Source organism: Sinomicrobium soli, from assembly GCF_003285545.1.
Taxonomy (GTDB): Bacteria; Bacteroidota; Bacteroidia; order Flavobacteriales; family Flavobacteriaceae; genus Sinomicrobium.
This window is the reverse complement of sequence record NZ_QLNV01000001.1, coordinates 244,157-265,411: the sequence shown is the minus strand read 5'-3', so window position 1 is coordinate 265,411 and position 21,255 is coordinate 244,157. Positions and strand designations below refer to the sequence as shown.

The 21,255-nt window shown below is 48.5% G+C and carries 14 protein-coding genes; 3 read left to right on the top strand and 11 right to left on the bottom strand.

Annotated features, from left to right (window positions below):
* Nucleotides 1-9 precede the first annotated feature (9 nt).
* The 7 genes from DN748_RS01165 to DN748_RS01135 all read right to left on the bottom strand — a co-directional run bounded on the left by DN748_RS01165 (nt 10) and on the right by DN748_RS01135 (nt 10,321).
* Nucleotides 10-1,038 carry a glycoside hydrolase family 43 protein gene (locus DN748_RS01165; protein WP_112369924.1) on the bottom strand — a complete coding sequence of 343 codons (1,029 nt, stop codon included), beginning with the start codon at nt 1,036-1,038 and terminating at the stop codon, nt 10-12.
* A 149-nt stretch (nt 1,039-1,187) separates the two neighbouring features.
* Nucleotides 1,188-2,225 (bottom strand): glycoside hydrolase family 43 protein, encoded by a 1,038-nt coding sequence (locus DN748_RS01160; RefSeq protein ID WP_112369923.1) that lies wholly within the window; start codon nt 2,223-2,225, stop codon nt 1,188-1,190.
* A gap of 2 nt (nt 2,226-2,227) precedes the next feature.
* The gene (locus tag DN748_RS01155; RefSeq protein WP_112369922.1) at nt 2,228-3,403 is read right to left on the bottom strand and encodes an aldose epimerase family protein; all 1,176 of its coding nucleotides are present in this window, start codon (nt 3,401-3,403) and stop codon (nt 2,228-2,230) included.
* A 44-nt stretch (nt 3,404-3,447) separates the two neighbouring features.
* Nucleotides 3,448-4,599 (bottom strand): glycoside hydrolase family 43 protein, encoded by a 1,152-nt coding sequence (locus DN748_RS01150; protein ID WP_236636743.1) that lies wholly within the window; start codon nt 4,597-4,599, stop codon nt 3,448-3,450.
* A 35-nt stretch (nt 4,600-4,634) separates the two neighbouring features.
* Nucleotides 4,635-5,720, bottom strand: coding sequence for a glycoside hydrolase family 43 protein (locus DN748_RS01145; protein ID WP_236636742.1), 1,086 nt, complete (start codon nt 5,718-5,720; stop codon nt 4,635-4,637).
* A gap of 41 nt (nt 5,721-5,761) precedes the next feature.
* Entirely contained in the window at nt 5,762-7,285 is a 1,524-nt protein-coding gene (locus DN748_RS01140) for a RagB/SusD family nutrient uptake outer membrane protein (RefSeq protein ID WP_112369921.1), read from the bottom strand.
* A 12-nt stretch (nt 7,286-7,297) separates the two neighbouring features.
* Nucleotides 7,298-10,321, bottom strand: coding sequence for a SusC/RagA family TonB-linked outer membrane protein (locus tag DN748_RS01135; RefSeq protein WP_112369920.1), 3,024 nt, complete (start codon nt 10,319-10,321; stop codon nt 7,298-7,300).
* A gap of 358 nt (nt 10,322-10,679) precedes the next feature.
* Between DN748_RS01135 and DN748_RS01130 the strand changes: the two genes are divergently transcribed.
* Nucleotides 10,680-14,657, top strand: coding sequence for a hybrid sensor histidine kinase/response regulator transcription factor (locus DN748_RS01130; protein ID WP_112369919.1), 3,978 nt, complete (start codon nt 10,680-10,682; stop codon nt 14,655-14,657).
* A gap of 87 nt (nt 14,658-14,744) precedes the next feature.
* On the opposite strand, the gene DN748_RS01125 is transcribed toward DN748_RS01130, so the two are convergent.
* Nucleotides 14,745-15,482, bottom strand: coding sequence for a hypothetical protein (locus DN748_RS01125; protein WP_112369918.1), 738 nt, complete (start codon nt 15,480-15,482; stop codon nt 14,745-14,747).
* 381 nt (nt 15,483-15,863) lie between these two features.
* Between DN748_RS01125 and DN748_RS01120 the strand changes: the two genes are divergently transcribed.
* A complete protein-coding gene (locus DN748_RS01120; RefSeq protein ID WP_146746539.1) occupies nt 15,864-16,883 on the top strand; it encodes a DUF6588 family protein in 1,020 nt (339 codons plus the stop codon).
* A 188-nt stretch (nt 16,884-17,071) separates the two neighbouring features.
* Here DN748_RS01120 and DN748_RS01115 read toward each other — a convergent pair whose 3' ends face one another.
* The gene (locus DN748_RS01115) at nt 17,072-17,704 is read right to left on the bottom strand and encodes a 7-carboxy-7-deazaguanine synthase QueE (protein ID WP_112369916.1); all 633 of its coding nucleotides are present in this window, start codon (nt 17,702-17,704) and stop codon (nt 17,072-17,074) included.
* A 120-nt stretch (nt 17,705-17,824) separates the two neighbouring features.
* Here DN748_RS01115 and DN748_RS01110 point away from each other — a divergent pair, with 120 nt between their 5' ends.
* Nucleotides 17,825-19,333 carry a helicase HerA-like domain-containing protein gene (locus tag DN748_RS01110; RefSeq protein ID WP_112369915.1) on the top strand — a complete coding sequence of 503 codons (1,509 nt, stop codon included), beginning with the start codon at nt 17,825-17,827 and terminating at the stop codon, nt 19,331-19,333.
* Nucleotides 19,334-19,342: 9 nt separating this feature from the next.
* Here the strand turns inward: DN748_RS01110 and DN748_RS01105 are convergent, their stop codons facing one another.
* Together DN748_RS01105 and DN748_RS01100 are read right to left on the bottom strand one after the other, a co-directional pair.
* Nucleotides 19,343-20,062 carry a LytR/AlgR family response regulator transcription factor gene (locus tag DN748_RS01105; RefSeq protein ID WP_112369914.1) on the bottom strand — a complete coding sequence of 240 codons (720 nt, stop codon included), beginning with the start codon at nt 20,060-20,062 and terminating at the stop codon, nt 19,343-19,345.
* 31 nt (nt 20,063-20,093) lie between these two features.
* Entirely contained in the window at nt 20,094-21,182 is a 1,089-nt protein-coding gene (locus tag DN748_RS01100) for a sensor histidine kinase (protein WP_112369913.1), read from the bottom strand.
* Nucleotides 21,183-21,255 lie beyond the last annotated feature (73 nt).

Sequence of the window (21,255 nt, the reverse complement as noted above, 5' to 3'; positions counted from 1 at the left end):
GTTCCCGGTTTATTTCCCGTCGGTATCGTTATCGTCTGCACGGACCCAGGTGAAGCTGTCCGGAAGATGATGAACCGCATTGTCCTTTATTTCGATCCGTACCATAGCCGTTTTTCTGGGATGTACCTTATTTTCCGAATAATGGGTATGCAATACATAATAGGTATCGCCCTCCGGCCCTTCTATAACATCTCCGTGCCCGCTTCCGGGTTCTCCGGTACTGCCCCGGGATATGACCGGGCTTTGGGCCGCCTTTTCCCAGGGGCCTCCGGGACTGTCACTTACGGCATATCCCACGGCATAATCGGGATTTCTGAAATCATTGGCAGAATATAACAGGTAATACTGCCCGTCTTTTTTAATGACCGTAGGCCCTTCTGCCACCGGCCATTTCGCCTGTTCGGTGTTTTCCCACGGCTCTTCGGCGCTGATACATTCGGTAAGGGTTTCCGGTTTCAGGCTGCCCAGGTCGTCGGTCATTTCAGCGACAAAGATCCTGTTGCCGTCCTGCAGGCGTACATGGTACATATATATTTTGCCGTTGTCAAAGAAGACAAAAGGATCTATCTGCCTGACGGGAGCTTCTATGGCCTGTCCGTCATTGGTGAAAGGGCCGAGAGGACTGTCGCTCGAGGCTATGGCGATATGTTCGTCTGCGGTATACGCCATATGGAAGCGCGAGTTGTATTCGAAGATCTGGGGTGCCCAGAACCCGCCGTTGCCGAAAGCGTCTCCTTTCTTTAAGGCAAAGCCGTCACTCGCCCCGGCAGGTCCTTCCCAGTTTACGAGGTCGTCCGAGGTATAGACCAGGAAACCCTCTCCTTCGATCTCCGGATCGTTTTTGGTGCCGTAGAGATAATAAGTACCTTCACTCTCGAAGATGGTGGGATCTGCCAGGTATACCTGTTTTTTTTCAACGGTTTCCGCGTGTTCTGTATTTTCCTCTTCTCCGGAACCTGTCCGCGCCTGCCCGGAGTTGTTACAGCCGGTGGCATAACCGGCCAGCCCCGTAAGGAAAAGATAAAATATTTTTTTCATCCGATTAAAGTTAGGTTAAACTGTTTGTATGCAATAAACGATAAACAACGATAAACTATGTCCATCTTATTTAAGCCCGTTTTGAGCTGAATTCGGGACTTGGTTACAGGTTACTGGTTTATCATAACTCTGAACTCCGAACTCCGCATTCATTCCCCCCTGTCTTCCATTCCGAAGGTCTTTACCAGGGTATCGTATTCTTCACGGGAAATGGGGATCATACAGCCATGCCTTACCGAAGGGGGCAGCCGGTATTTGTCCCAGGTACTGAAAAAAGTGTACCCTGAAGCCTGGTACCAGGGCCCGTTGAGATTATCGGCAATGGATAGTCCGTACGATACTCCCGGGTATTGTTCGTAATACAGGTACCACACCTTGCCGTCGGGGGAAGGGAGCAGTGCCGGGGCTTCCCTGAAATTCGGACTTATGGGATCGGACGGAAGGGAATAAGGTCCGGTTAACTGATCAGACCTGGCGATCCGTATCGTTTTTCCCGTAGGCCAGTACAGGGTAGGGTAGGTCTCGTCTTTCAGGATGGCATAGTACGTATCCCCGGCTTTACGGATAATGACATCGATAGTGCCGAATTCCCATTCGAACAGTTTCCGGGGAGGGCCTTCGAAAGTGATCAGGTCTTCGGAAAATACATAAAGGGTGCGCTGGCTTGCCCAGTAGCTTTCCGGGTCTTCCTTTGAGCCTTCCACATGAGGGGTGTGCCAGGTCATGATAAATTTTCCGGAGGCTTCGTCATAAAATAATTTAGGGGCCCCGATGCGCTGAAGGGCATCTGTGTACCCGGGAGTTTTTTTCAGAGGAGGGGTGTAGGTAGCGTGTTTTTTCCAGCTGGTGAGATCTTCCGACACCCATATTACGATATCGGGAGAAGCATCACTGCGGTTGCCGGCCATAAAATAACGGCCGTCCGGTCCTTTTGCGATGTCGGGATGGCCCTGGTATGCTTCCGACACTCTTTTTCCTTCATTGAGGGAAGACCAGTGCAGTCCGTCAAGGCTTACCGAATAGTACAGGCGTCCGTAGTCCTGATGCGTCATATGGGCAAAAAGGTAGGCTTCGTATTCGGGTTTTTCGCCCGGGGCTGCCTGGCCGGGAGGGTCCGGCTGCTGGGCGTGAACGGCGGTTATTAGAAAAAAAGCCGGTATGAGTATAAGGCCGTGCAGTATATTCATGATTATGGTGTTAAGGAAAAGCGATAGAGGGATACGGTATGATATGTTTCTCCGGGATTCAGGATGATCGAAGGAAAATCAGGCTGATTGGGGGCATCCGGAAAATGCTGGGTCTCCAGGGCAAAGGCGGTCCGGAATTCGTCTTTTGCCCCGCTTTTGAAAGTGTTTTTGCCCTGCATGAAGTTTCCGCTGTAAAACTGCATTCCGGGTTCTTCGGTATATACGTCCATAACGATACCCGACCGGTCTCCCGTAACGGTGGCAGCGTGGTTCATTCCTTCTGCCGGTGTATTGTTCAGTACGAAATTATGGTCGTATCCCTTGCCGTATTTGAGTTGTTCATTGTCCGTTTCGATACGCTCACCTATGGTGTGGGGTTCGGTAAAGTCGAAAGGGGTACCTTTTACATCCCGGAGTTCCCCGGTAGGGATCAGCCCGTCATCCACAGGGGTAAACTGATCTGCATAGAACCGGGCTTTATGCTCCAGGATGCTGCCGCTGCCTTCTCCGTTGAGGTTAAAAAAGGCATGATTGGTAAGGTTCACCGGGGTAGCCTTGTCTGTAATGGCCTCGTATTCCATCCTGAGGGTGTTTCCGGCGATGGAGTAGGTGACCTGTACATCCAGGTTCCCGGGAAACCCTTCCTCCATGTCAGGGGAGTTATAGTGGAGTACAAGGGTCTGTTTGTCGGGTTGTTCTGCTTCCCATACTACATCCTGAAACCCTTTTTTGCCTCCGTGAAGCGAATTTTCCCCGTTGTTCACCGGGATGGAATACGTTTTGCCGTTGAGGGTGAATTTTCCTTTGGCAATGCGGTTGCCCACCCGGCCGATAGTGGCCCCGAAATAGGGTTCCGTGGTATCGGTATAGCCCGAAATACTTCCCGGCCCCCAGACCACATCGGTTATCTTGCCGTCCTTATCCGGTACCCAGAGCCCGATAAGGCGCCCGCCGTAATTGGTAAAAGCTGCTTTGATCCCGCTGCTTTCTATCCAGTACAGGCCTACCTGTTTGCCATCGATGATGGTATCGAAGGCTTTTTCGGAAAGCAGGGGGGTATCGGTACCGGCCTGTTCGGTCTGCGGTGCCGTTTCTGTTTTTTCTTTCCCTGCTTTTTGCTTACATGCGGTTAGTCCGGCAATAAGGATAATAATGAATATTCGTGTTGTTGTTCTCATATGCAGAAATTATATTAATTTGATAAGGGTGCAGGTTGCAAGGTTCAATTTACGGGAACGGGTTTCGGGGTGGTCGAAGGGCCGTCTACCCGCAGTGTTCCATCATTGCCGAGTTCCATACGGTCGATAAAAACTACGCGTTCGTCGCCCGTGGCCTTTGTACGGCCGTGATACACACAATAGATACTGTTGTCATCGAGAAAGACCAGGCTGTTGTGCCCTGTTCCCGTGACCTCTCCCCCGTGCTGTGTGTTTTTTTCCAGGAGGGGGTTTGTGTCCGATTTTTTATAGGGGCCAAGGGGAGAAGAGGAGGTAGCATAGCCTACGGCATAGTTTTCTCCCTTGTAATAATTGGCGGAATACATCATATAGTAGGTGTTATTTCTTTTAAAGGTATATGAGCCTTCGGTCCAGCGACGGTTCATTTCTTTAGAAGTTACCGACCGGCTTTCCCATTCTGCGTTCCTGTCGTCCATTTTGAGCGGCGGGCGCAGCAGTAATACGGGCTCTCCCGTTATTCCGCTGAAATCAGGTTTTAGTTCTACCCCGTAGATCCAGCTTTCCTCGATCTCGTCATACCATCCCTTTTTACGGGCCCATGCCGCGATCTCGCTCTCCACGGGATGTTTGTAACAGACCCTGGAATAATACAGGTAATACGTACCGTCGTCATCCACAAATACATTGGCATCGATGACCGGGTATCCCGGGTCGAAGAGCGGCCGGTCTCCCATTTCCTCGAAAGGTCCTTCGGGACTGTCGGAGACAGCAACGCCGATGCGGAAGTTTTCCAGTTCATTATCCGGGTTGTCCCGCCATTGTGCACTGAAAAACATATAGTATTTATCTTCGAAACGATATACTTCGGGGGCCCAGAAATGATCTGTAGCCCATGAAGATGAGGTATTTCCCGTGTATACCTGCCCCCGGGGCTCCCAGTGTACCATATCTGAAGAGCGGTACACTGAAAAACCGTCTTTGGCCCCTCCGCCGGTACCGTACATATAGAAGGTGCCACCGTCATTCATGATATACGGATCGCCGAATGCTACATCGAGAGGGTTGGAATACGTTGTGGCAGTTTTTTCTGCTTTTTCCCCGCTTTCTTCCGCCGCTGCCTTTTTTTTTGAAGGCGAGGTATTGCAGGAATAAAGAAGGACGGCCATGACCGGGATAATACAGTGTGAGATTTTCATGTTTTCCAGTGAATATAATATGATTAGGTTTATGTTTAATTCGAGGGAACGGATAGTACGCTGTCACGGGATACTGGTATCCCGGGCCGGGGAAAACCGTTACTGTCCCATTCCATCTTCTGCATCCGGGGTTTTCTGGCCGGACTGCAGCCATCCCCGGGATTGTCGTTGGCATGGTATAATATCCAGTCTTCGCTGCCGTCGGGCGACTTGAAAAAGCTGTTGTGCCCCGGGGCATATACGCCCTGTCCGGGATTCTTACTGAAAACAGCCTCCGGATATTTTTCCCAGGAACCGGGGTCGAGAGGGTTATCCGGGTCGGTGAGTTTCAGGACCCCGATCGCATAATCGTCGGTCCAGCATCCCGATCCGGAATAGAAGAGAAAAATATCCCCGGCGGGATTTTTCCAGGCCACCGGCCCCTCATTGACCAGGCCGTGCCTTTCCCATTCCAGTTCCGGCTCCGATATCATCACCCGTTCCCCGGAAAGGGTCCACGGGTTTTCCATCCTGGCGATATACAGTTGCTGTTTGCCCGAATTTTCGGGCTGGTCCCGGGTACGCCATCCGGACCAGATAAAATAATGGGCACCCCCGGTCTCCAGTACAGTACCGTCTATGGCCCAGTGATCGGAAGTGTCTGTGATCTTGCCCTTGAATTCCCACTCGGTATTCATGGGCGAGTCGCTGCTGTTTTCCAGGACAAACATCCGCCTGTTCCTGTCCCTGTCCTGGTCTGTTGTAGCGGCAAAGTACATATACCATTTGTCATTGATAAAATGAATCTCAGGTGCCCACAGATCGTGAGAATATTCCTGTCCGGGATCGGGTTTCCATATGGTGAGCGGTACCGCCGAATCCAGGTTTTCCATGTGGTCGGTCTGCCGGAGGACGAGCCTGTTTCCCGTTGTATGGGTATAATAGTACTGGCCGCCCTTTTTCAGCACCCAGGGATCTGCCCCCGAATCGAGCAGGGGATTACTGAATGTAGCCACCCCGGTTTCCACAGTATCACGGAGTTCCTCTTCCCGGTCTGTGGTTTGCTTCCCGCTGTTGCCCTTCTGGGAACAGGCGGCAACGGAGAAGGCCATGATACAGAAAAGTTCCGGTAATTTGATCATTTTGGTTTATAGTTAATTAGTTTGTAGTTCTTAGTTTCTTACTAATACCCCGGGTTCTGTTCGAGGTTGGGGTTATTGTTTACATCCGACAACGGAATGGGCATACGGATATGTTTACCCACTTCAAAATTATCGAAATCAGGGTCTCTTTCCGCAATTTCATTTACGGCTTCCTGTGTATCCAGGTCTCCCCACCGTTTCAGGTCTTCCCAGCGCACACTTTCCCCAACCAATTCCAATACCCGTTCTATCTTCAGTCTTTCCAGGAAAGCCTGCTTGTCATTGCCAATGGCCGGATAGGCTTCTGCCAGTGGGCGCATTCCCGATCTTTCCCGTACCTGGTCTACGTATGTGTAGGCTTCGGAGGTCCTGTCGAGTTCGTTGAGTACTTCAGCATAACGCAACAGGATGTCGGCATAGCGAATCAGACGATAATTGATAGGATTAAAGTAATCTTCAGTGGTTCTGTCGTTTCTTTGATATTTTCTAAACCAGGTTTCATCATCATTCCATTCCCATTCCCTACCATATATGAGATCGCCAAAGTCTGCAGTAAGATCCGGATAGTATAAGCTGTATCGCAATCTTTCATCGATCTCGCCTTCGGCTGTTTTTTCCTGTTTAAAAGCATCCACCAACCAGAATCGCGCTTGCCCGTCGGACCAGCCTATGTTTCTCGGTGCGAAAAATTGTGAACGTGTAGTGGACACTGCGGCATCCTGAGTTTCTCCAGTACCTCCCAAATTGTGATCTCCGTACTGTATTTCAAAAACCGATTCGGAATTGTTTTCATTTTCAGAGGTGAAATTATCTGCAAAGTTGTTAACTAAGCTGTAATGTGCCCCTTCTCCGGCGATGAGGTATTCAAGTGCTGTCCCGGCTTTCTCCCACTCGTGTTGTTGCATATACAGTTTGGCAAGTACGGCCTGAGCAGCCCCTTTGGTAGGGCGTCCGAGATTAGCGTCGTCCCATTGTGGCGGCAGAGCATTGAAGGCATCGATCAGATCCGTTTCGATTTGTGCGTATACTTCTTCTAAAGTGGCCTGCTCCGGAAGGTCAGAAGGTGTTGAAGGATCGAGGATAATGGGTATGTTTTCCCAGAGCAGGGCTGTATAATAATAATAAAGCCCTCTCAAAAATTTAGCTTCTCCGAGTAGTTCCTGCTTTTTGTTCTCGTCAGAAAATTCAATATCGGGTACATAAGCCAGTACTTGGTTAGCCCGGAAAATGGCTTTGTAATTATCTCTCCAGGTCACGTTGTTGCCTTCCCAAAAATCATAGTTAATATAGGCAAATCGCGTCCAGTCTGCGAGCTCTACCCATGGGCTTTTACTGAATCCTTCGTCGGAAGAGAGATCCAATCGGAAATACATCCATCGTGCCCAAGTACCATCTTTGTAAAACATGGCATAAATGGAATTTACCCCTTGTTGAGCGTCTTCCGGTGTTTGCCAAAACTGATCTACGGTCAATGAATTCGGATTCTGGACATCCAAATCGTCGTTGCATGAGGTCATTGCCAAAAGGCACGATGACAGTATGCTTAGTATTATTATTTTTTTCATGATGATGATATTTTAGAAACCGAGTTCAACTCCTATGGAATAGGTTTTCAAGTTGGGAAAAGCTCCGAAGTCCACTCCTCTTTGAAAGGGATCGTTATTACTGAATTCCGGATCGAGCCCCCCGTATTTGGTAAAGGTGATAATATTCTGGGCAGACATGCTTATCCGCAATTTGCTGAAACCTGCTTTTTCCAGTATTTCAGCAGGTACGTTATACCCTATACCTATATATTTCAGCCTTACAAAACTGCCGTCTTCTAACCAGCGATCACTATCACCACGAGCGTTGAAAGAAGTTCCTTTTACCACTCTTGGGAAGTTAGTATCCGGATTTTCGGGGGTCCAGGGTTGAATGCCTGACCGATAGTTAGTATCATCGTCAAAACGGTCTACGGTACTCCTGAAACCGTTATAGACAGTAGCCCCAAATGAACCGATCCAGTTCATGGAAAAGTCGAAGTCCTTGTATTGCACTTCGGCATTAAAGCCCATTTCGAAATCGGGCCAGGGACTGGATACTACAGCCTTATCTTCGTTGGTGATCTGTCCGTCGTCATTGACATCCTTAAACCGGATATCCCCAGGTTGTGCATCGGGCATAATAACCCGTCCGTCAGAGTTGGTGTAATTGTCGATCTCTTCCTGGCTCTGGAAAAGTCCGTCGGTTTGTAGTACGTACCACATACCTACAGGTTGTCCTGCACGAGTAACCGTATTACCTTGTATGCTTTCGTTGAAGCCATTACCGAGTTTGATGAGTTTATTGTTAAGGGTACTCAGGTTAATCGAAGCGTTAAAACTGAAATCTTCATTGACGACCTCGTTGTAGGCTGCGTTGAATTCGAAACCTTTGTTTTCTACAGTAGCCGCATTGGTAATCGGGTTTCCTCCGTCATTACCCGTAGAAAGTAGAATTGGAAAACCGAATAATACATCCTCTGTTCTCGCGATAAAATAATCTGCGGTGATCTGAAGTTTGTTGTCAAAAAGACCGAGGTCAACCCCGAAATTGGTTTGTTTAAGTGTCTCCCAACGCAATTCGGGATTCGCCAGCCTTACTTGGGTAGCAGCCGGATATAATAACTGGTCCCTTCCTGCAACCATGGATCCCAGTGTGTTGATAAACATCATGTATTCATAATCCGGAATATTTCCGCTTCCGAGTTCTCCATAGCTTACCCTCAGTTTTAGGTCACTGACTTCTTCTATGTCGAAGAATTTCTCATTGCTCAGTCTCCATCCTGCGGATACAGATGGGAAATTACCCCATTTGTGAACATCGCTGAATTTGGAAGAACCATCGCGACGGAATACCGCGTTTAAGAGATAACGGTTGTCGTAATTGTACTCCAGTCTTCCGAGATAGGAGATCAGGACAGATTCGTTGCGGTATCCACCAACGACACCTTGATCTCCGAGATCCAAGACGTCAAAGTAGGATCCGGTGTTCGGGTTGACCAAAAGGTTTCTCTTGGTGCCATTGATTTGTTTGTATATGTCTTTTTGATAAGTCATCCCCGCTACGAGGTTGACATGATGTTTTCCAAAATCTTTGTTGAAAGAAATGGTGTTTTCAATCAGAGTAGTCTCCGACTGAGCCTTGTTCTGATTCGTCATTGATGGTTCGTCGGCCTGATTCATGGTCCAGTTTCCTTTCTTTCTCAAGTAAAAATAGTCGTCAAAACTGGTTTCGTATCCAAAGTTAAAACGGTATTTTAAAAAAGGCGTCGGGTCTATTTCTGCCCAAAGATTTCCTCTTATTCTGAAGTTTTCCAATTCCCGGTCTATCAGATTGGCAATGGCTACCGGATTTGCTCCAAAGGTATTGGCGACATCAGCTTTTCCATATCCGAATCCTCCCGGATTGTTTTCGTCATATACGGGAACGGTTGGGAACATCCTTATAACATCTATAAAAGGATTTCCCCGGTCGGCTGCGGGTGCCCCTATCTCATTCGTTTTGGCATTGGAGAGTGACAGGTTTTCTCCTATACTAAAGATTCCCTTTTTTCCACTAGTATTCACTCGGAGCGAGACCCTGTCGAAGTCGGTATCGATAACAGTACCCTTGTTCCCGAAATAATTTGCCGATATGAAGTAGGAAGAATTTTCGCCACCTCCTGAGAAACTGACGTTGTGATCTTGTATTAATCCTGTGCGGAACACTATGTCCTGCCAATCCGTATTAACATTGAGGTCTAAGGCTTGTCTTGGCAATCCTGCATTGTCATAGGCCATATTGTTCAACCGTACAAATTCCTCCTGTCCGGCAAGGTCGTATTTTGGTACTTGTGTAAGGCTCATTTTGGAACTGGCAGAGACCTGTAAGGGCCCCTGTATCCCTTTTTTCGTGGTGATGATCACTACCCCGTTGGCGGCCCTGGAGCCGTATATTGCCGCAGCGGCAGCGTCTTTTAAGATTTGTATAGATTCGATGTCATTCGGATTAAAATCCCTGTTGGCTGTGGTGATTAATCCGTCGACTACATAGAGCGGATTCGCGCTTTGCAGGTTTTTCAATCCCCGTATTTGTATGGAGGCTTCTTGTCCGGGTTGCCCTCCTCCACGTACGTTTACCCCCGGGGCTAATCCTTGTAGTCCTTCGGCAACAGTAGTAGTCTGGCGTTTCTGTATCTGGTCCGACTTTACTACGGAGATGGCACTGGTCAGGTCCCGTTTCTGCTGGGTCCCGTATCCTACAACGACGACTTCTTCAAGAGCGGATACATCTTCCTGCATCTGTATGTCTATCTGTATCCTGTCGTTGACCTCTATCTCCTGTGTGCTGAAGCCTACATAGCTGAAGACCAGGGTGGCATCGGGCGCGGCCGGAATGGAATAATTGCCGTCCATATCTGCCGATGTCCCGGTACTGGTACCCTTTACCACAATGTTGACAAAAGGAATGGGAATACCGTCTGCATCGGTAACGGTTCCCGAGACTGTCGGCTGCTGGGCAAGAACGCACTGCCCCCACAGGACCGTCAGGAAAAGGATCATCCTGAGGCCGGTTTTTGAATTGAGTTTAGTTTTCATAGAATCAAAGTTTTGATTTTTCGTTTGCGCACTATGTGAAACGATTTGTTGAATTAGAACACCTCATCTTGCTATATATCGTCGATAAAGTGGAAAAGGGCCTTTTTGTTGATTTGCTATAAAAAATCAGTTTTTTTATTTTAATCCTTAAAGAAATAGTTTGATTTTTGTTAAATTATATTTCCAAATGTAGGCGATTTTGTGTCAAAGGGATATGGTGTAACTGTTTCAATTTTTATTCAAATAGATTCATTTTTACCGGTTTTTATATTAAAAGACAGGTAATGGGATGATTTGTTTAAAAATGGGATGATTTGCAGATGGTCTTTTTAAGGGAAATGAGTTGATTTGTAGAGATATGAAATGGTATTGTCTGTTTTTGGTATTTTTTGTTGCCGGTATTCATTTACCGGCACAGAACCGTGCTTTTAAGAAATTGCAGGTGGAAGACGGACTGTCGCATAATTCCGTGATCTGTATGCTGCAGGATGCCCAGGGTTTTATGTGGTTCGGTACCAAAGACGGGCTCAACCGGTACGACGGCTATAATTTTAAGTTATTCCAGCGTGAATCCGGAAACCCTGAAAGCATAGGCAGTAATTACATAAGGTGCCTGGAAGAATACGGGCATTATATATGGGTAGGTACCGACACCGGTCTGTTTCGCTACGACGAGAAGAGCGAGTCTTTTGAGTTGATGGAAGGCACGGCCAATCAGCCCATCCTGGACATACATGGTGATGCCAATGGTTATTTGTGGTTTATCGCTGCAGGAAGCCTTCACCGGATAGCCATTCAGGAGGATGGAAATACGTTTCGGGAAGAGGTTTTTAACCAGTTTAGTGCCCAGCTCATCAGCAGTAATGACCAGGGAGAGGTTTTTGTGGCGTCTTTTGATACTTTGTACAGGTTCGTGCCTGATAACGATTCGTTCAGCAGGGTAGAGCCCGTAGAAAATGATATCCGCGAACGGCTGGTGATCACGGCCATGTCGGCCGCAGGTAAGGATACGCTTTTTATCGGGACCAAGAACCATGGGGCTTTGCTGTATACATTGTCTGATGGCAGATTGACAAAGCTTCTCGACGACAGCGAAAACCCGCTGTACGTACGGGATTTTGTAATGAAAAACCGGGAAGAACTATGGATAGCGACAGAATCGGGGGTTTATATCTACCATTTTGACGACCATACCTATGAGCATCTCGAGAAGAGTTATGACGATCCTTACTCATTGTCTGACAACGCCGTATATGCCCTGGTGCCGGACGAGGAGAAGGGGATGTGGGCCGGTACCTATTTCGGGGGGGTGAATTACTATCCGGAGCAATACACCCCTATACAGCGCTATTTTCCGCAGGTAGGCCAGAATTCGATAAGCGGCAATGCGGTACGGGAGATTGAGAAAGACCGGTACGGGAACCTGTGGATAGGAACGGAAGATGCCGGGCTCAACCGGTTCGATCCGAAGGTGGGAACGTTTGTGAATTATTCTTCCGTAGGAGAAAAGGGAGCCCTCTCCCATTACAATATTCACGGTATACTTCCGGTGGGAGACGAGCTCTGGGTGGGAACCTTCGAGCACGGGCTGGATGTCTTGGATATCCGTACGGGAAAGGTGGTGAGGCATTACGGTACCGGAGAAGAAGGAGGGCATTTGAAAAGCGATTTTATCTTTTTTATATACCAGACCCGCCAAAAGGTGATCTATGTGCTTACATCTTCGGGGATTTACAGGTATATTCCCGACCGGGATACATTTGAGATCGTGGATGGCTTTCCGGAAGCTTATCATTTTACCTGCATGACCGAAGACCACAATGGCACCCTGTGGGCAGGGACATACTGGGACGGATTGTACTATTTTAATCCGGAGACCGGTAAAAAAGGGGTTTTCCGGTACGACAGGAAAGACTCCCTGAGTATCAGCTCCAATGTGATCAACGGCCTGTTTGTGGATTCTGCCCGCCGATTATGGATCACTACGGAAAACGGCCTGAATCTTTTTCAGCACGGGTCCGGTACTTTCCGGCGGTATACCAGAAAGGAAGGGCTTCCTTCCAATGTTACCTATTCCATACTTGAGGACGACCGGAGGAACCTGTGGGTGAGCAGCTCTAACGGCCTGGTGAAATTTACCCCGGATAGCGGGCAGATGCAGGTGTATACGAGGTCGAACGGACTGCTGAGCGATCAGTTCAACTACAGTTCTGCCTTTAAAGACTCTGACGGTGAAATGTATTTCGGAAGTGTAAAGGGGCTGATCAGCTTTAATCCCGCACGTTTCGTACAAAACAATTACCGCCCTCCTGTCTTTGTTACGGATATACGGATCAATAACAGGGAAGTAAAGGTAGGGGAGGAGAACTCCCCCCTGACCAGGTCTATCCTGTTTTCTGATCATATTACGCTGAGCAATGCCCAGTCTACCTTTAGCCTGGAGTTTGCATCGCTGAGCTATACGGCTCCGGAAATGACGGAATACTGGTATAAACTGGAGGGGCTCAATGAAGAATGGGTATCCCTGGGCAAGAATCACCGGGTGAGTTTTACCGAACTCCCTCCCGGGGACTATCACCTGAAAGTCAAGGCGCTTAACAGCCACGGGGTATGGGGTGAGGAAAACGATCTGCTCCGTATCAGTGTTTTGCCGCCCTTTTCCGGAAGCCGGACGGCCTATATGCTCTATACCGTATTGCTGGTGTCGCTGGTCTATTTTCTGCTGCGTTATTATCACCGTTATACCAAAGACAGGAACAACAGGAAAATACAGCAGCTGGAGAGTGAGAAGGAAAAGGAAATATACCAGGCCAAGATCGAGTTTTTCACCAATATAGCCCATGAAATAAGGACGCCGCTTACCCTTATAAAAAGTCCTCTTGAAAAGCTGCTCGACCGCAGTTACCGGTCGCCCGAAATTCCCCATAACCTGGAGATCATGCAAAAAAACACTTCCAGGCTTATCAACCTGGTCAATGAACTGCTGGATTTCCGGAAGACCGAAATGGAACACGTAAAGCTGAGTTTCGTAAGAGTGAATATCAACGAGCTTCTCGAGGAAACCTATGTGAGGTTCAGCCAGCTGATCCAGGAAAGACAACTGCATTTTGATCTTGTATCCGAAACCGGGAATATCTATGCTTTTATAGATGAAGAGGCCGTCAAGAAAATTCTCAGCAACCTGTTTATCAATGCGGTGAAATATTCCGATCACGAGGTGCGCATTACACTCCGGAAGGAGGGAAGGGAGTTTGTGATCCGCTTTGAGAACGACGGGCACCTGATCTCTCCCGAACACCGGAAGCGCATTTTCGAACCCTTTTTCAGGCTTCCCGAAGCAAACAGGGAGCACGGCAGCGGGATAGGGCTTTCACTGGCCCATTCCCTGGCCGAGCTGCACCACGGAGCGTTGTTTATGGACGAGGAAGCCAAGGAGGCCAATGTGTTTGTACTGCGGCTCCCCATTCACCAGGATATGGAGTTCAGGGGTGTGGATGAGAAAGCCGATTCAGGGAAAAAACCTGCTCATGGCACAGGTTTTACCGTTGATGAAAGGAAAGGAGCCCACATTGTCGTTGCCGAAGATAACCGGGAACTGGCGGATTTTATATATAACGAACTTTCCGGGGATTACAACATACAGATGGCTGAAAACGGGCAGCAGGCATGGGAGATGGTGTCCGGAAATGATGTACACCTGGTGATCAGTGATGTGATGATGCCTGTGCTTGACGGTATAGCGTTGTGCCGGCGCATAAAGAGTGATGTGAAAACCAGTCATATTCCGGTGATCCTGCTCACGGCAAAGAGTGCCCTGAACGCCAAGATCGAAGGACTGGAGTCGGGAGCGGATGCCTATATCCCCAAACCTTTTTCCATGGGGCACCTCAAGGTACAGATTTCCAATCTTATCGAGAACAGAAAACATATTCTGGGCCATTACTCCAGTTCGCCCCTGGCCCATATGAAATCGATGGCTGTTTCAGACAACGATAAAACCTTTCTCGGGAAACTGGACAAGGTTATCGACGATAACCTGGCCGATCCCGACCTGAGTGTCGACATTCTGGCAGAACACATGCACATGAGCCGTTCTACCCTATATCGCAAGATCAGGGAGATCTCGAAACTGTCTCCCAATGAACTCATCAATATGAGCAGGCTCAAAAAAGCGGTCCAGTTACTCGAAAACAGTGAACTCCGGATGTACCAGGTAGCAGAAAAGGTAGGGTATAAGTCGCAGACCAGTTTCGGCAGGAATTTCCAGAAACATTTCGGAATGACCCCCACCGAATACCTGCAGCAGAAGGCTGAAGAGGAAGTTGCCGGGGATTGACCAGCCGGTAAATAAAAAAGGCAGGCCGTTGATTACTGCCTGCCCCTGCAATGAAAATACTTTCAGGGAAAAATCCTGTGCGGGAGACTATTTGTTTTTGAGGACAATACCGTTGTCAATCGAAACTGCGCGATCGGCCCTTTCCCTGCCACGGATGTGGGTAATGGAAATAGGAGCATTGATACTGATGTCAAAAGGAGACCACTGCTCCGAACCGATATGCTTTGCTTCGGCGCTCAGCTTAAATTTGATATAGCCGTCGTTATACACTATTCCCTTATCGCCGGGTTTGCTGCCGGCACCGAATTCGGGAAGTTCCAGGCGGCTTATTTTCAGTTTGATCCCGGATACCGCCTCCGGGGTCAGGATATGACGGGTTTCCCTGGTCCCAAAATTATAGGCGAGGTTTCCCACATAAGCCTTATCGAACTGCGGGGTGCCGTTTTCCAGGGGAACCTCTATATGGAGTTTTATTCCCTGCTTTACCTGTTTTAGTTTGTAATCCCCGTCTTTTGTGGTCTGCAGTTCGTCGTAGCCGGTATTCTTGGCGGTGACCTGGAAACGGTATACTTTTACCGCATTGCCTTGGGGATCAGTACTGTCGAAGACCAGCTGGGTGATATCGTTGCTTTCTCCTTCGTTTTCAGAGCCTTCGGCGGCAAACAGTACCCGGACGAATTTTACATCGGTCTTCCGGCCTTCGGCCCGGAACCATCCGGCATTAGCGGGTTTGTTTTTTTTCTCGTCATTATCGGTGTTCACAGCCGGTACGGCCATGGTACAACTCATAAAAAATGTCAGTGCGGATAAAAAGTTCTTTCTCATGATTTTTTGTATATAAGTTCAGTTACAAACATACTATTTAAAATGATTCTAAACAACTAAAATTTCATATTTACCAACCGGGCATGCTATCGGGCCCCTGGTTTATCCGGTAATGACGGACCGGTATAAACCGTTTCCGGGTTGTAGAACAAGTTCTACAGCTCCTCCGGACGGTGTTTGCCTTTATCCTTATAGATTTGCAGATTTGCGGACTAACGGGTGGTATGTTGTTGGTATACAGTAGATTTATGTATTTACGGTAAAGAATGATCCCGGGTAAAATACCCTGTTGAGGGGATTTTATTCTTTTGTGAAACCCTGTAATTTCGCAACCGTACAGTTCGGAAAAGACGAATACTAACCATAATTCCAATATAATTTATGAATAGGAAAACTACCATTTTATGTACCGTGACAGCATTGTGTATGACTGTCGGGGTGTATGCCCAGGATGGCTTTGAAAGCATTATTGCAGCCGGAGAGAAGGATGCCAATACCCTGATGGGGGCCTATATAGCACCTGCCATGGAGGGGCTGGTCTATGCGGCAAACGGTGGCTGGGCCACTACGGCCAAAACACACAAAACCCTGGGATTTGATATAACCATAGCCGCCAATGCTGCCATGGTGCCCAGGAGCAACCGGCTTTTCCGGATTTCGGAGCTGGCATTTGAGAACCGCATTACCGGGACCCCTGATATGACCCCGACCGTTGCCGGCGATGCAGAGCCTTCGATGGTGGAAGTGGAACTTCGGGATACCGGCGAAACTGTCTCGTTTACCATGCCTGAAGGAATAGGCGAAGATGTGCCCATGAACGCCATACCGGCACCTGCGGTTCAACTGGGAGTGGGAATTGTAAAGAATACCGACCTGATGCTGCGTTTTGTTCCCCGTGTAGGGTCTGATGATGTCAGGGGACAGCTTTTCGGCCTCGGGATCAAACACGACCTGATGCAGTATTTCGGTCCGCTGGAAAAACTGCCTTTGAACGTGTCCGTACTCGCAGCTTTTTCCAATATGAAAGTAGATTACAATATCGAGGAAGGAGATGCTTTTGACGGGGAGCACCAGAGCGCGGAATTTAAACTGGGAACCTACACGATACAAGGACTGGCCTCTCTCGATTTTCCTTTTGTAACTGTTTTCGGAAGCCTGGGGTATTCGGGAGGAACTTCCAGACTCGACGTTCTCGGAACCTATGAGGTCGATTATGAGGTGGCGGGGGTGTATACCCATACCGAAGAATATGAGGATCCCATTGCACTAAAGTATAATGTAGGAGGAGTAAGGGCAGGTCTGGGTGCCCGCCTCAACCTGGCCTTTTTCAAGATCTTTGCCGAGTATACGCTGCAGGAATACAATATGCTTACGGCGGGGATTGCATTCAGTTTCAGGTAAAAGGAAGATTATACCTATTGTTTCCTGACGCCCGGGATGTTGTTTAGGTCCGGGGCAAAAAAGCCGGTTATCAATAACCGGCTTTTTTTATGGGTTCCGTTTTGTGGTTTGGGTTATTGAGTTGTCGCCTGAATAACTTAATAACCCATTAACCAATTACCCTTAGAAACAAACAGCAACGGGAATATTCAGGGAATATTCAGGTATTTATGGGTTTGCAGCGACACCTTCCACCTCGGGTTTTTCATGACAAAACCGACGATCTCCGGGATCATTTTTTCGCGCCGGCTCCATTCGGGCTGCAGGTAGAGTATGCAATCCGGGCCGACTTTTGCGGCCTGCTGTTCGGCAAAGGCAAAATCACTTTTGTTGTATACGATCACCTTGAGTTCCTGTGCTTTTTCATAAATATCTTCTACGGGGAGTTTTATTTTCTTCGGAGACAGGCAGATCCAGTCCCATACCCCGGTAAGCGGATAGGCCCCGGAGGTCTCTATATGTGTTTTGAGCCCCCTGTCTCTTAATTTTGAGGTCAGGGGACCCATGTTCCACGTAAGGGGTTCCCCCCCGGTAATAACGATGGTGTCTGAATATTTTGCTGCGTTGTCAACGATCCGGTCTACTGCGGTGGGCGGATGTGTTTCGGCATTCCAGCTCTCCTTGACATCACACCAGTGACATCCCACATCACAGCCGCCTATACGGATAAAGTATGCGGCTGTGCCCTTGTGATACCCTTCACCCTGAATGGTATAGAACTCCTCCATCAGGGGGAGCATTTCTCCCCGTTCCACTAATGTTAAAACCTCTGCTTTGCTCATGGTGCAAAGATACGATAAGAAGTTGTAAGTTCTAAAACCTTACCGGCTGTCCTGTTTATAAATATACCCGGTAGCTGACATTCGTGAAAATTAACTTATTTTTATACCAAAACAGACTTCATGGGTAAGGAAGAAACTTTTTTCGATGATATTACTTCGGGATATGCTACCAGGGGAGAGGCTATCGTACTGGGAGCGGCCATGCTGGATGGCGAAGCGGTAAAGGACGCTTTCGTAAGGCTGCCCCTGAAAACCTTTAACCGTCACGGACTTATTGCGGGGGCTACGGGTACGGGAAAGACCAAGACATTGCAGATCCTGTCGGAGCAACTCTCACAACAGGGCATTCCTGTATTGCAGATGGATATCAAGGGAGACCTCAGCGGTATTGCACAACCGGGAGAGGCGGCCGGTTTTATCCTGGAACGACATGAGAAAATCGGGCTGCCTTACGAACCGCAGGGGGCCCCGGTAGAGCTGATGACCATTTCGGATGAGCAGGGGGTAAGGCTCAGGGCCACCGTATCGGAGTTCGGGCCGGTATTGTTATCGCGTATACTGGAACTTAACGATACACAGGCAGGAGTGCTCGCCGTTGTTTTTAAATATTGCGATGATTGTAAATTGCCATTGCTGGATATCAAGGACCTTCGCAAGGCCCTTCAGTATATCACGGAAGAGGGAAAGGAAGAGATCAGCCGGGAATACGGCAGGATATCAACGGCATCTACGGGAGCCATACTTCGCAAACTGGTAGCCCTGGAACAGCAGGGAGCAGCACTTTTCTTCGGGGAGCGGTCCTTTGAAATAGAAGACCTGATGCGGGTAGACGACAAGGGAAGGGGCTATGTGAACATTATCCGGCTTACGGATATCCAGGACAGGCCCAAACTTTTTTCCACCTTTATGCTCAGTCTCCTGGCGGAAATGTACAATACGCTGCCTGAACAGGGCGATTCCGGCCGGCCGGAACTGGTGGTGTTTATCGATGAGGCCCACCTTATCTTTGACGAAGCCAGTAAGGCATTACTCGACCAGATAGAGAGTATCGTGAAACTGATCCGCTCCAAGGGGGTGGGACTGTATTTCTGCACCCAGCTCCCCACCGATGTTCCGGATGCCGTGTTGTCGCAACTCGGGCTTAAAGTACAACACGCCCTTCGCGCTTTTACGGCCAAAGACCGGAAAGCCATTAAGCTTACTGCCGAAAACTATCCCGTAAGCGAATATTACGATACCACTGAGGTGCTTACCAGCCTGGGTACGGGAGAGGCGCTGGTCACCGCACTTGATGAAAAAGGAAGGCCGACCCCCCTGGCGGCAACCTTGCTCAGGGCCCCCATGAGCAGGATGGATGTGCTTACCGATGACGAAATAAAGACATTGACAGCGCGTTCCGGACTTGTGAAAAAATATAATGAACAGATAGACCGGGAAAGTGCGTATGAGATACTGACCGGAAAAATTGAAATTGCAGCATCTGAAGAGGCCCGTGAAAAGGGCAGGACAGACAGGAAGAGAACCTCGGGAGGCCGCAGTACCCGGATGAACCCCATCATAAAAGTACTCACCAGTGCCACTTTTATACGGGGAGTGTTCGGAGTGCTGAACAAACTCACCGGGAAATAGGGGCCGGGCTTACTCGTCTTCGAGGGGTTCGTTGAGGATCCTGCTTCTCACTTCGTTGAAATAACTCCGCCCTATGGTGTACCGCACACCGCCTATTTCTATACTGTTTCCCTCAAGGGCCTCGATCTTGTCGAGAGAAACGGTATACGAACGGTGGATACGGATAAAACGGTCTGCCGGAAGGTCATCGGTAAAACTGCTCAGGGTCTGGTGTACAATGTACTTTCCGGAATAGGTGTTTATCTTGATATAGTCTTTCAGGCTTTCCACTACGGTGATCTCGTCCAGGTATATTTTCTTCATCTTCTTCTTGTCTATTTTGATGAAAATATGCCTGCGTTCGGCATGGTCGGCTTCGGTTTTCTGCAGGGCAGAATGCATGCGGAAAGCCTTGTTTACCGCCATGACAAAGCGATGGAAGGGGATGGGTTTTACCAGGTAATCCAGCACTTCGAGTTCGAAACTTTTTACGGCGTATTCCTCGTAGGCCGTAGTGACGATAACCATGGGTTTGTTGTTAAGGGCCTTCAGAAAGCTCAGACCGTCCAGCACGGGCATGTTGATGTCGAGAAAGACCAGGTCGGTCTCGTTGTCCCGGAGAAAGGTCATGCCGTCGAGGGCATTGCTAAAGGTTTCCAGGAGTTCCAGCTCCTTGGTCTGGGCAATATAGTTTTTAAGGACATTTACCGCCAGTGGTTCATCGTCAATAACAATACATCTCAGCCCCATTTCAGTTGTTTTTATCGGTTAGTGGTTGTGGTTAGCTTACTTTGATCTTCAGGAGAACGATATACCAGTTTTTCTCCTTCCTGATATCCAGTTCATATTCATTCCTTTGGTATCCCAGTTCCAGTCTTTTCCTGACGTTTTTTATTCCGATGCCCCCCGGTTTACGGGATGAGGTCTCCTCTCCGGTATCCGGAGGTAATGTGTTGGCTGCCCTGAAATACAGGAAATCACCTTCTATCCTGAAATCGATCTCAATTACGATTTGATCGATACTCTTGTTGGCCCCGTGTTTAAAGCAGTTCTCGATAAAGGAAAGCAATAACATGGGAGGGATCTTTTTTCCCTCCAGGTCGCCGCTGAGGTTCATTATTATTTTCAGGGAATCCCCGTAACGCATGCGTTCGAGATCGAGGTAGTTCTGGAGGCAGAGGATCTCCTTGATCAGGCTCTGCCTGCGCTGCTTGGTCTCGTAGAGCAGGTACCTCATAAGCTCGGAGAGTTTAAGGATGGTTTCCGGGGTTTTTCCGGACTGTTCAATGGCCAGTGAGTAGATATTGTTCAGGGTGTTAAAAAAGAAATGAGGAGACACCTGGGTACGGAGGAGACGGAGTTCTGTTTCCAGTTGTACCTTCTCCAGGTCGGCGGCCCGCTTGTGTTCGCGAAGCCAGTCGGCCGTAATTTTTATGGCGGTGACAAAAGAGACTACGTACAGTTCGCCCAGCATCATCTGGGTGACATAATTGAACGACAAGGTGGTGGTCTCTTCCGGGCCTTCGGGCCAGACATTGGTACTGATAAGAAAATAAGTAAGGAAAAACTTGACCAGTACCATCACAAAAATGGCCAGGAGTATGCCGAAACTGTACAGTACGAATTTCTTTCTGTATATGAGCTTCGGCATGAGGTAGTAGATATTGAAATAGCACAGGGCCATGTGAATGGGAAAACCGATGGCATTGGCTTTCAGTGAATACCAGTAGTCGTGGTAGTAACTGCCCCACCGCAGGGTATTAAACGAAAAGTAGATCAGCCAGAAAATGACATGGTGTTTTGTAGCGATACGGTAGTTGATACGGCCGTCGAAATCAAAAAGTCTGCCCATCTGTTTTCGGTGTGTCATGCCTGTTGCTTGTCTTTGAAGTCCGGTATTCCGGAAGTCCGGTCCTGTGACCGTCACACCCGGACCCCCGGTG

Coding starts and splice junctions, on each gene's coding strand:
- DN748_RS01165 (WP_112369924.1), bottom strand. CDS start 1,038: ATGAAAAAAATATTTTATCTTTTCCTTACGGGGCTGGCCGGTTATGCC.
- DN748_RS01160 (WP_112369923.1), bottom strand. CDS start 2,225: ATGAATATACTGCACGGCCTTATACTCATACCGGCTTTTTTTCTAATA.
- DN748_RS01155 (WP_112369922.1), bottom strand. CDS start 3,403: ATGAGAACAACAACACGAATATTCATTATTATCCTTATTGCCGGACTA.
- DN748_RS01150 (WP_236636743.1), bottom strand. CDS start 4,599: ATGAAAATCTCACACTGTATTATCCCGGTCATGGCCGTCCTTCTTTAT.
- DN748_RS01145 (WP_236636742.1), bottom strand. CDS start 5,720: ATGATCAAATTACCGGAACTTTTCTGTATCATGGCCTTCTCCGTTGCC.
- DN748_RS01140 (WP_112369921.1), bottom strand. CDS start 7,285: ATGAAAAAAATAATAATACTAAGCATACTGTCATCGTGCCTTTTGGCA.
- DN748_RS01135 (WP_112369920.1), bottom strand. CDS start 10,321: ATGAAAACTAAACTCAATTCAAAAACCGGCCTCAGGATGATCCTTTTC.
- DN748_RS01130 (WP_112369919.1), top strand. CDS start 10,680: ATGAAATGGTATTGTCTGTTTTTGGTATTTTTTGTTGCCGGTATTCAT.
- DN748_RS01125 (WP_112369918.1), bottom strand. CDS start 15,482: ATGAGAAAGAACTTTTTATCCGCACTGACATTTTTTATGAGTTGTACC.
- DN748_RS01120 (WP_146746539.1), top strand. CDS start 15,864: ATGAATAGGAAAACTACCATTTTATGTACCGTGACAGCATTGTGTATG.
- DN748_RS01115 (WP_112369916.1), bottom strand. CDS start 17,704: ATGAGCAAAGCAGAGGTTTTAACATTAGTGGAACGGGGAGAAATGCTC.
- DN748_RS01110 (WP_112369915.1), top strand. CDS start 17,825: ATGGGTAAGGAAGAAACTTTTTTCGATGATATTACTTCGGGATATGCT.
- DN748_RS01105 (WP_112369914.1), bottom strand. CDS start 20,062: ATGGGGCTGAGATGTATTGTTATTGACGATGAACCACTGGCGGTAAAT.
- DN748_RS01100 (WP_112369913.1), bottom strand. CDS start 21,182: ATGACACACCGAAAACAGATGGGCAGACTTTTTGATTTCGACGGCCGT.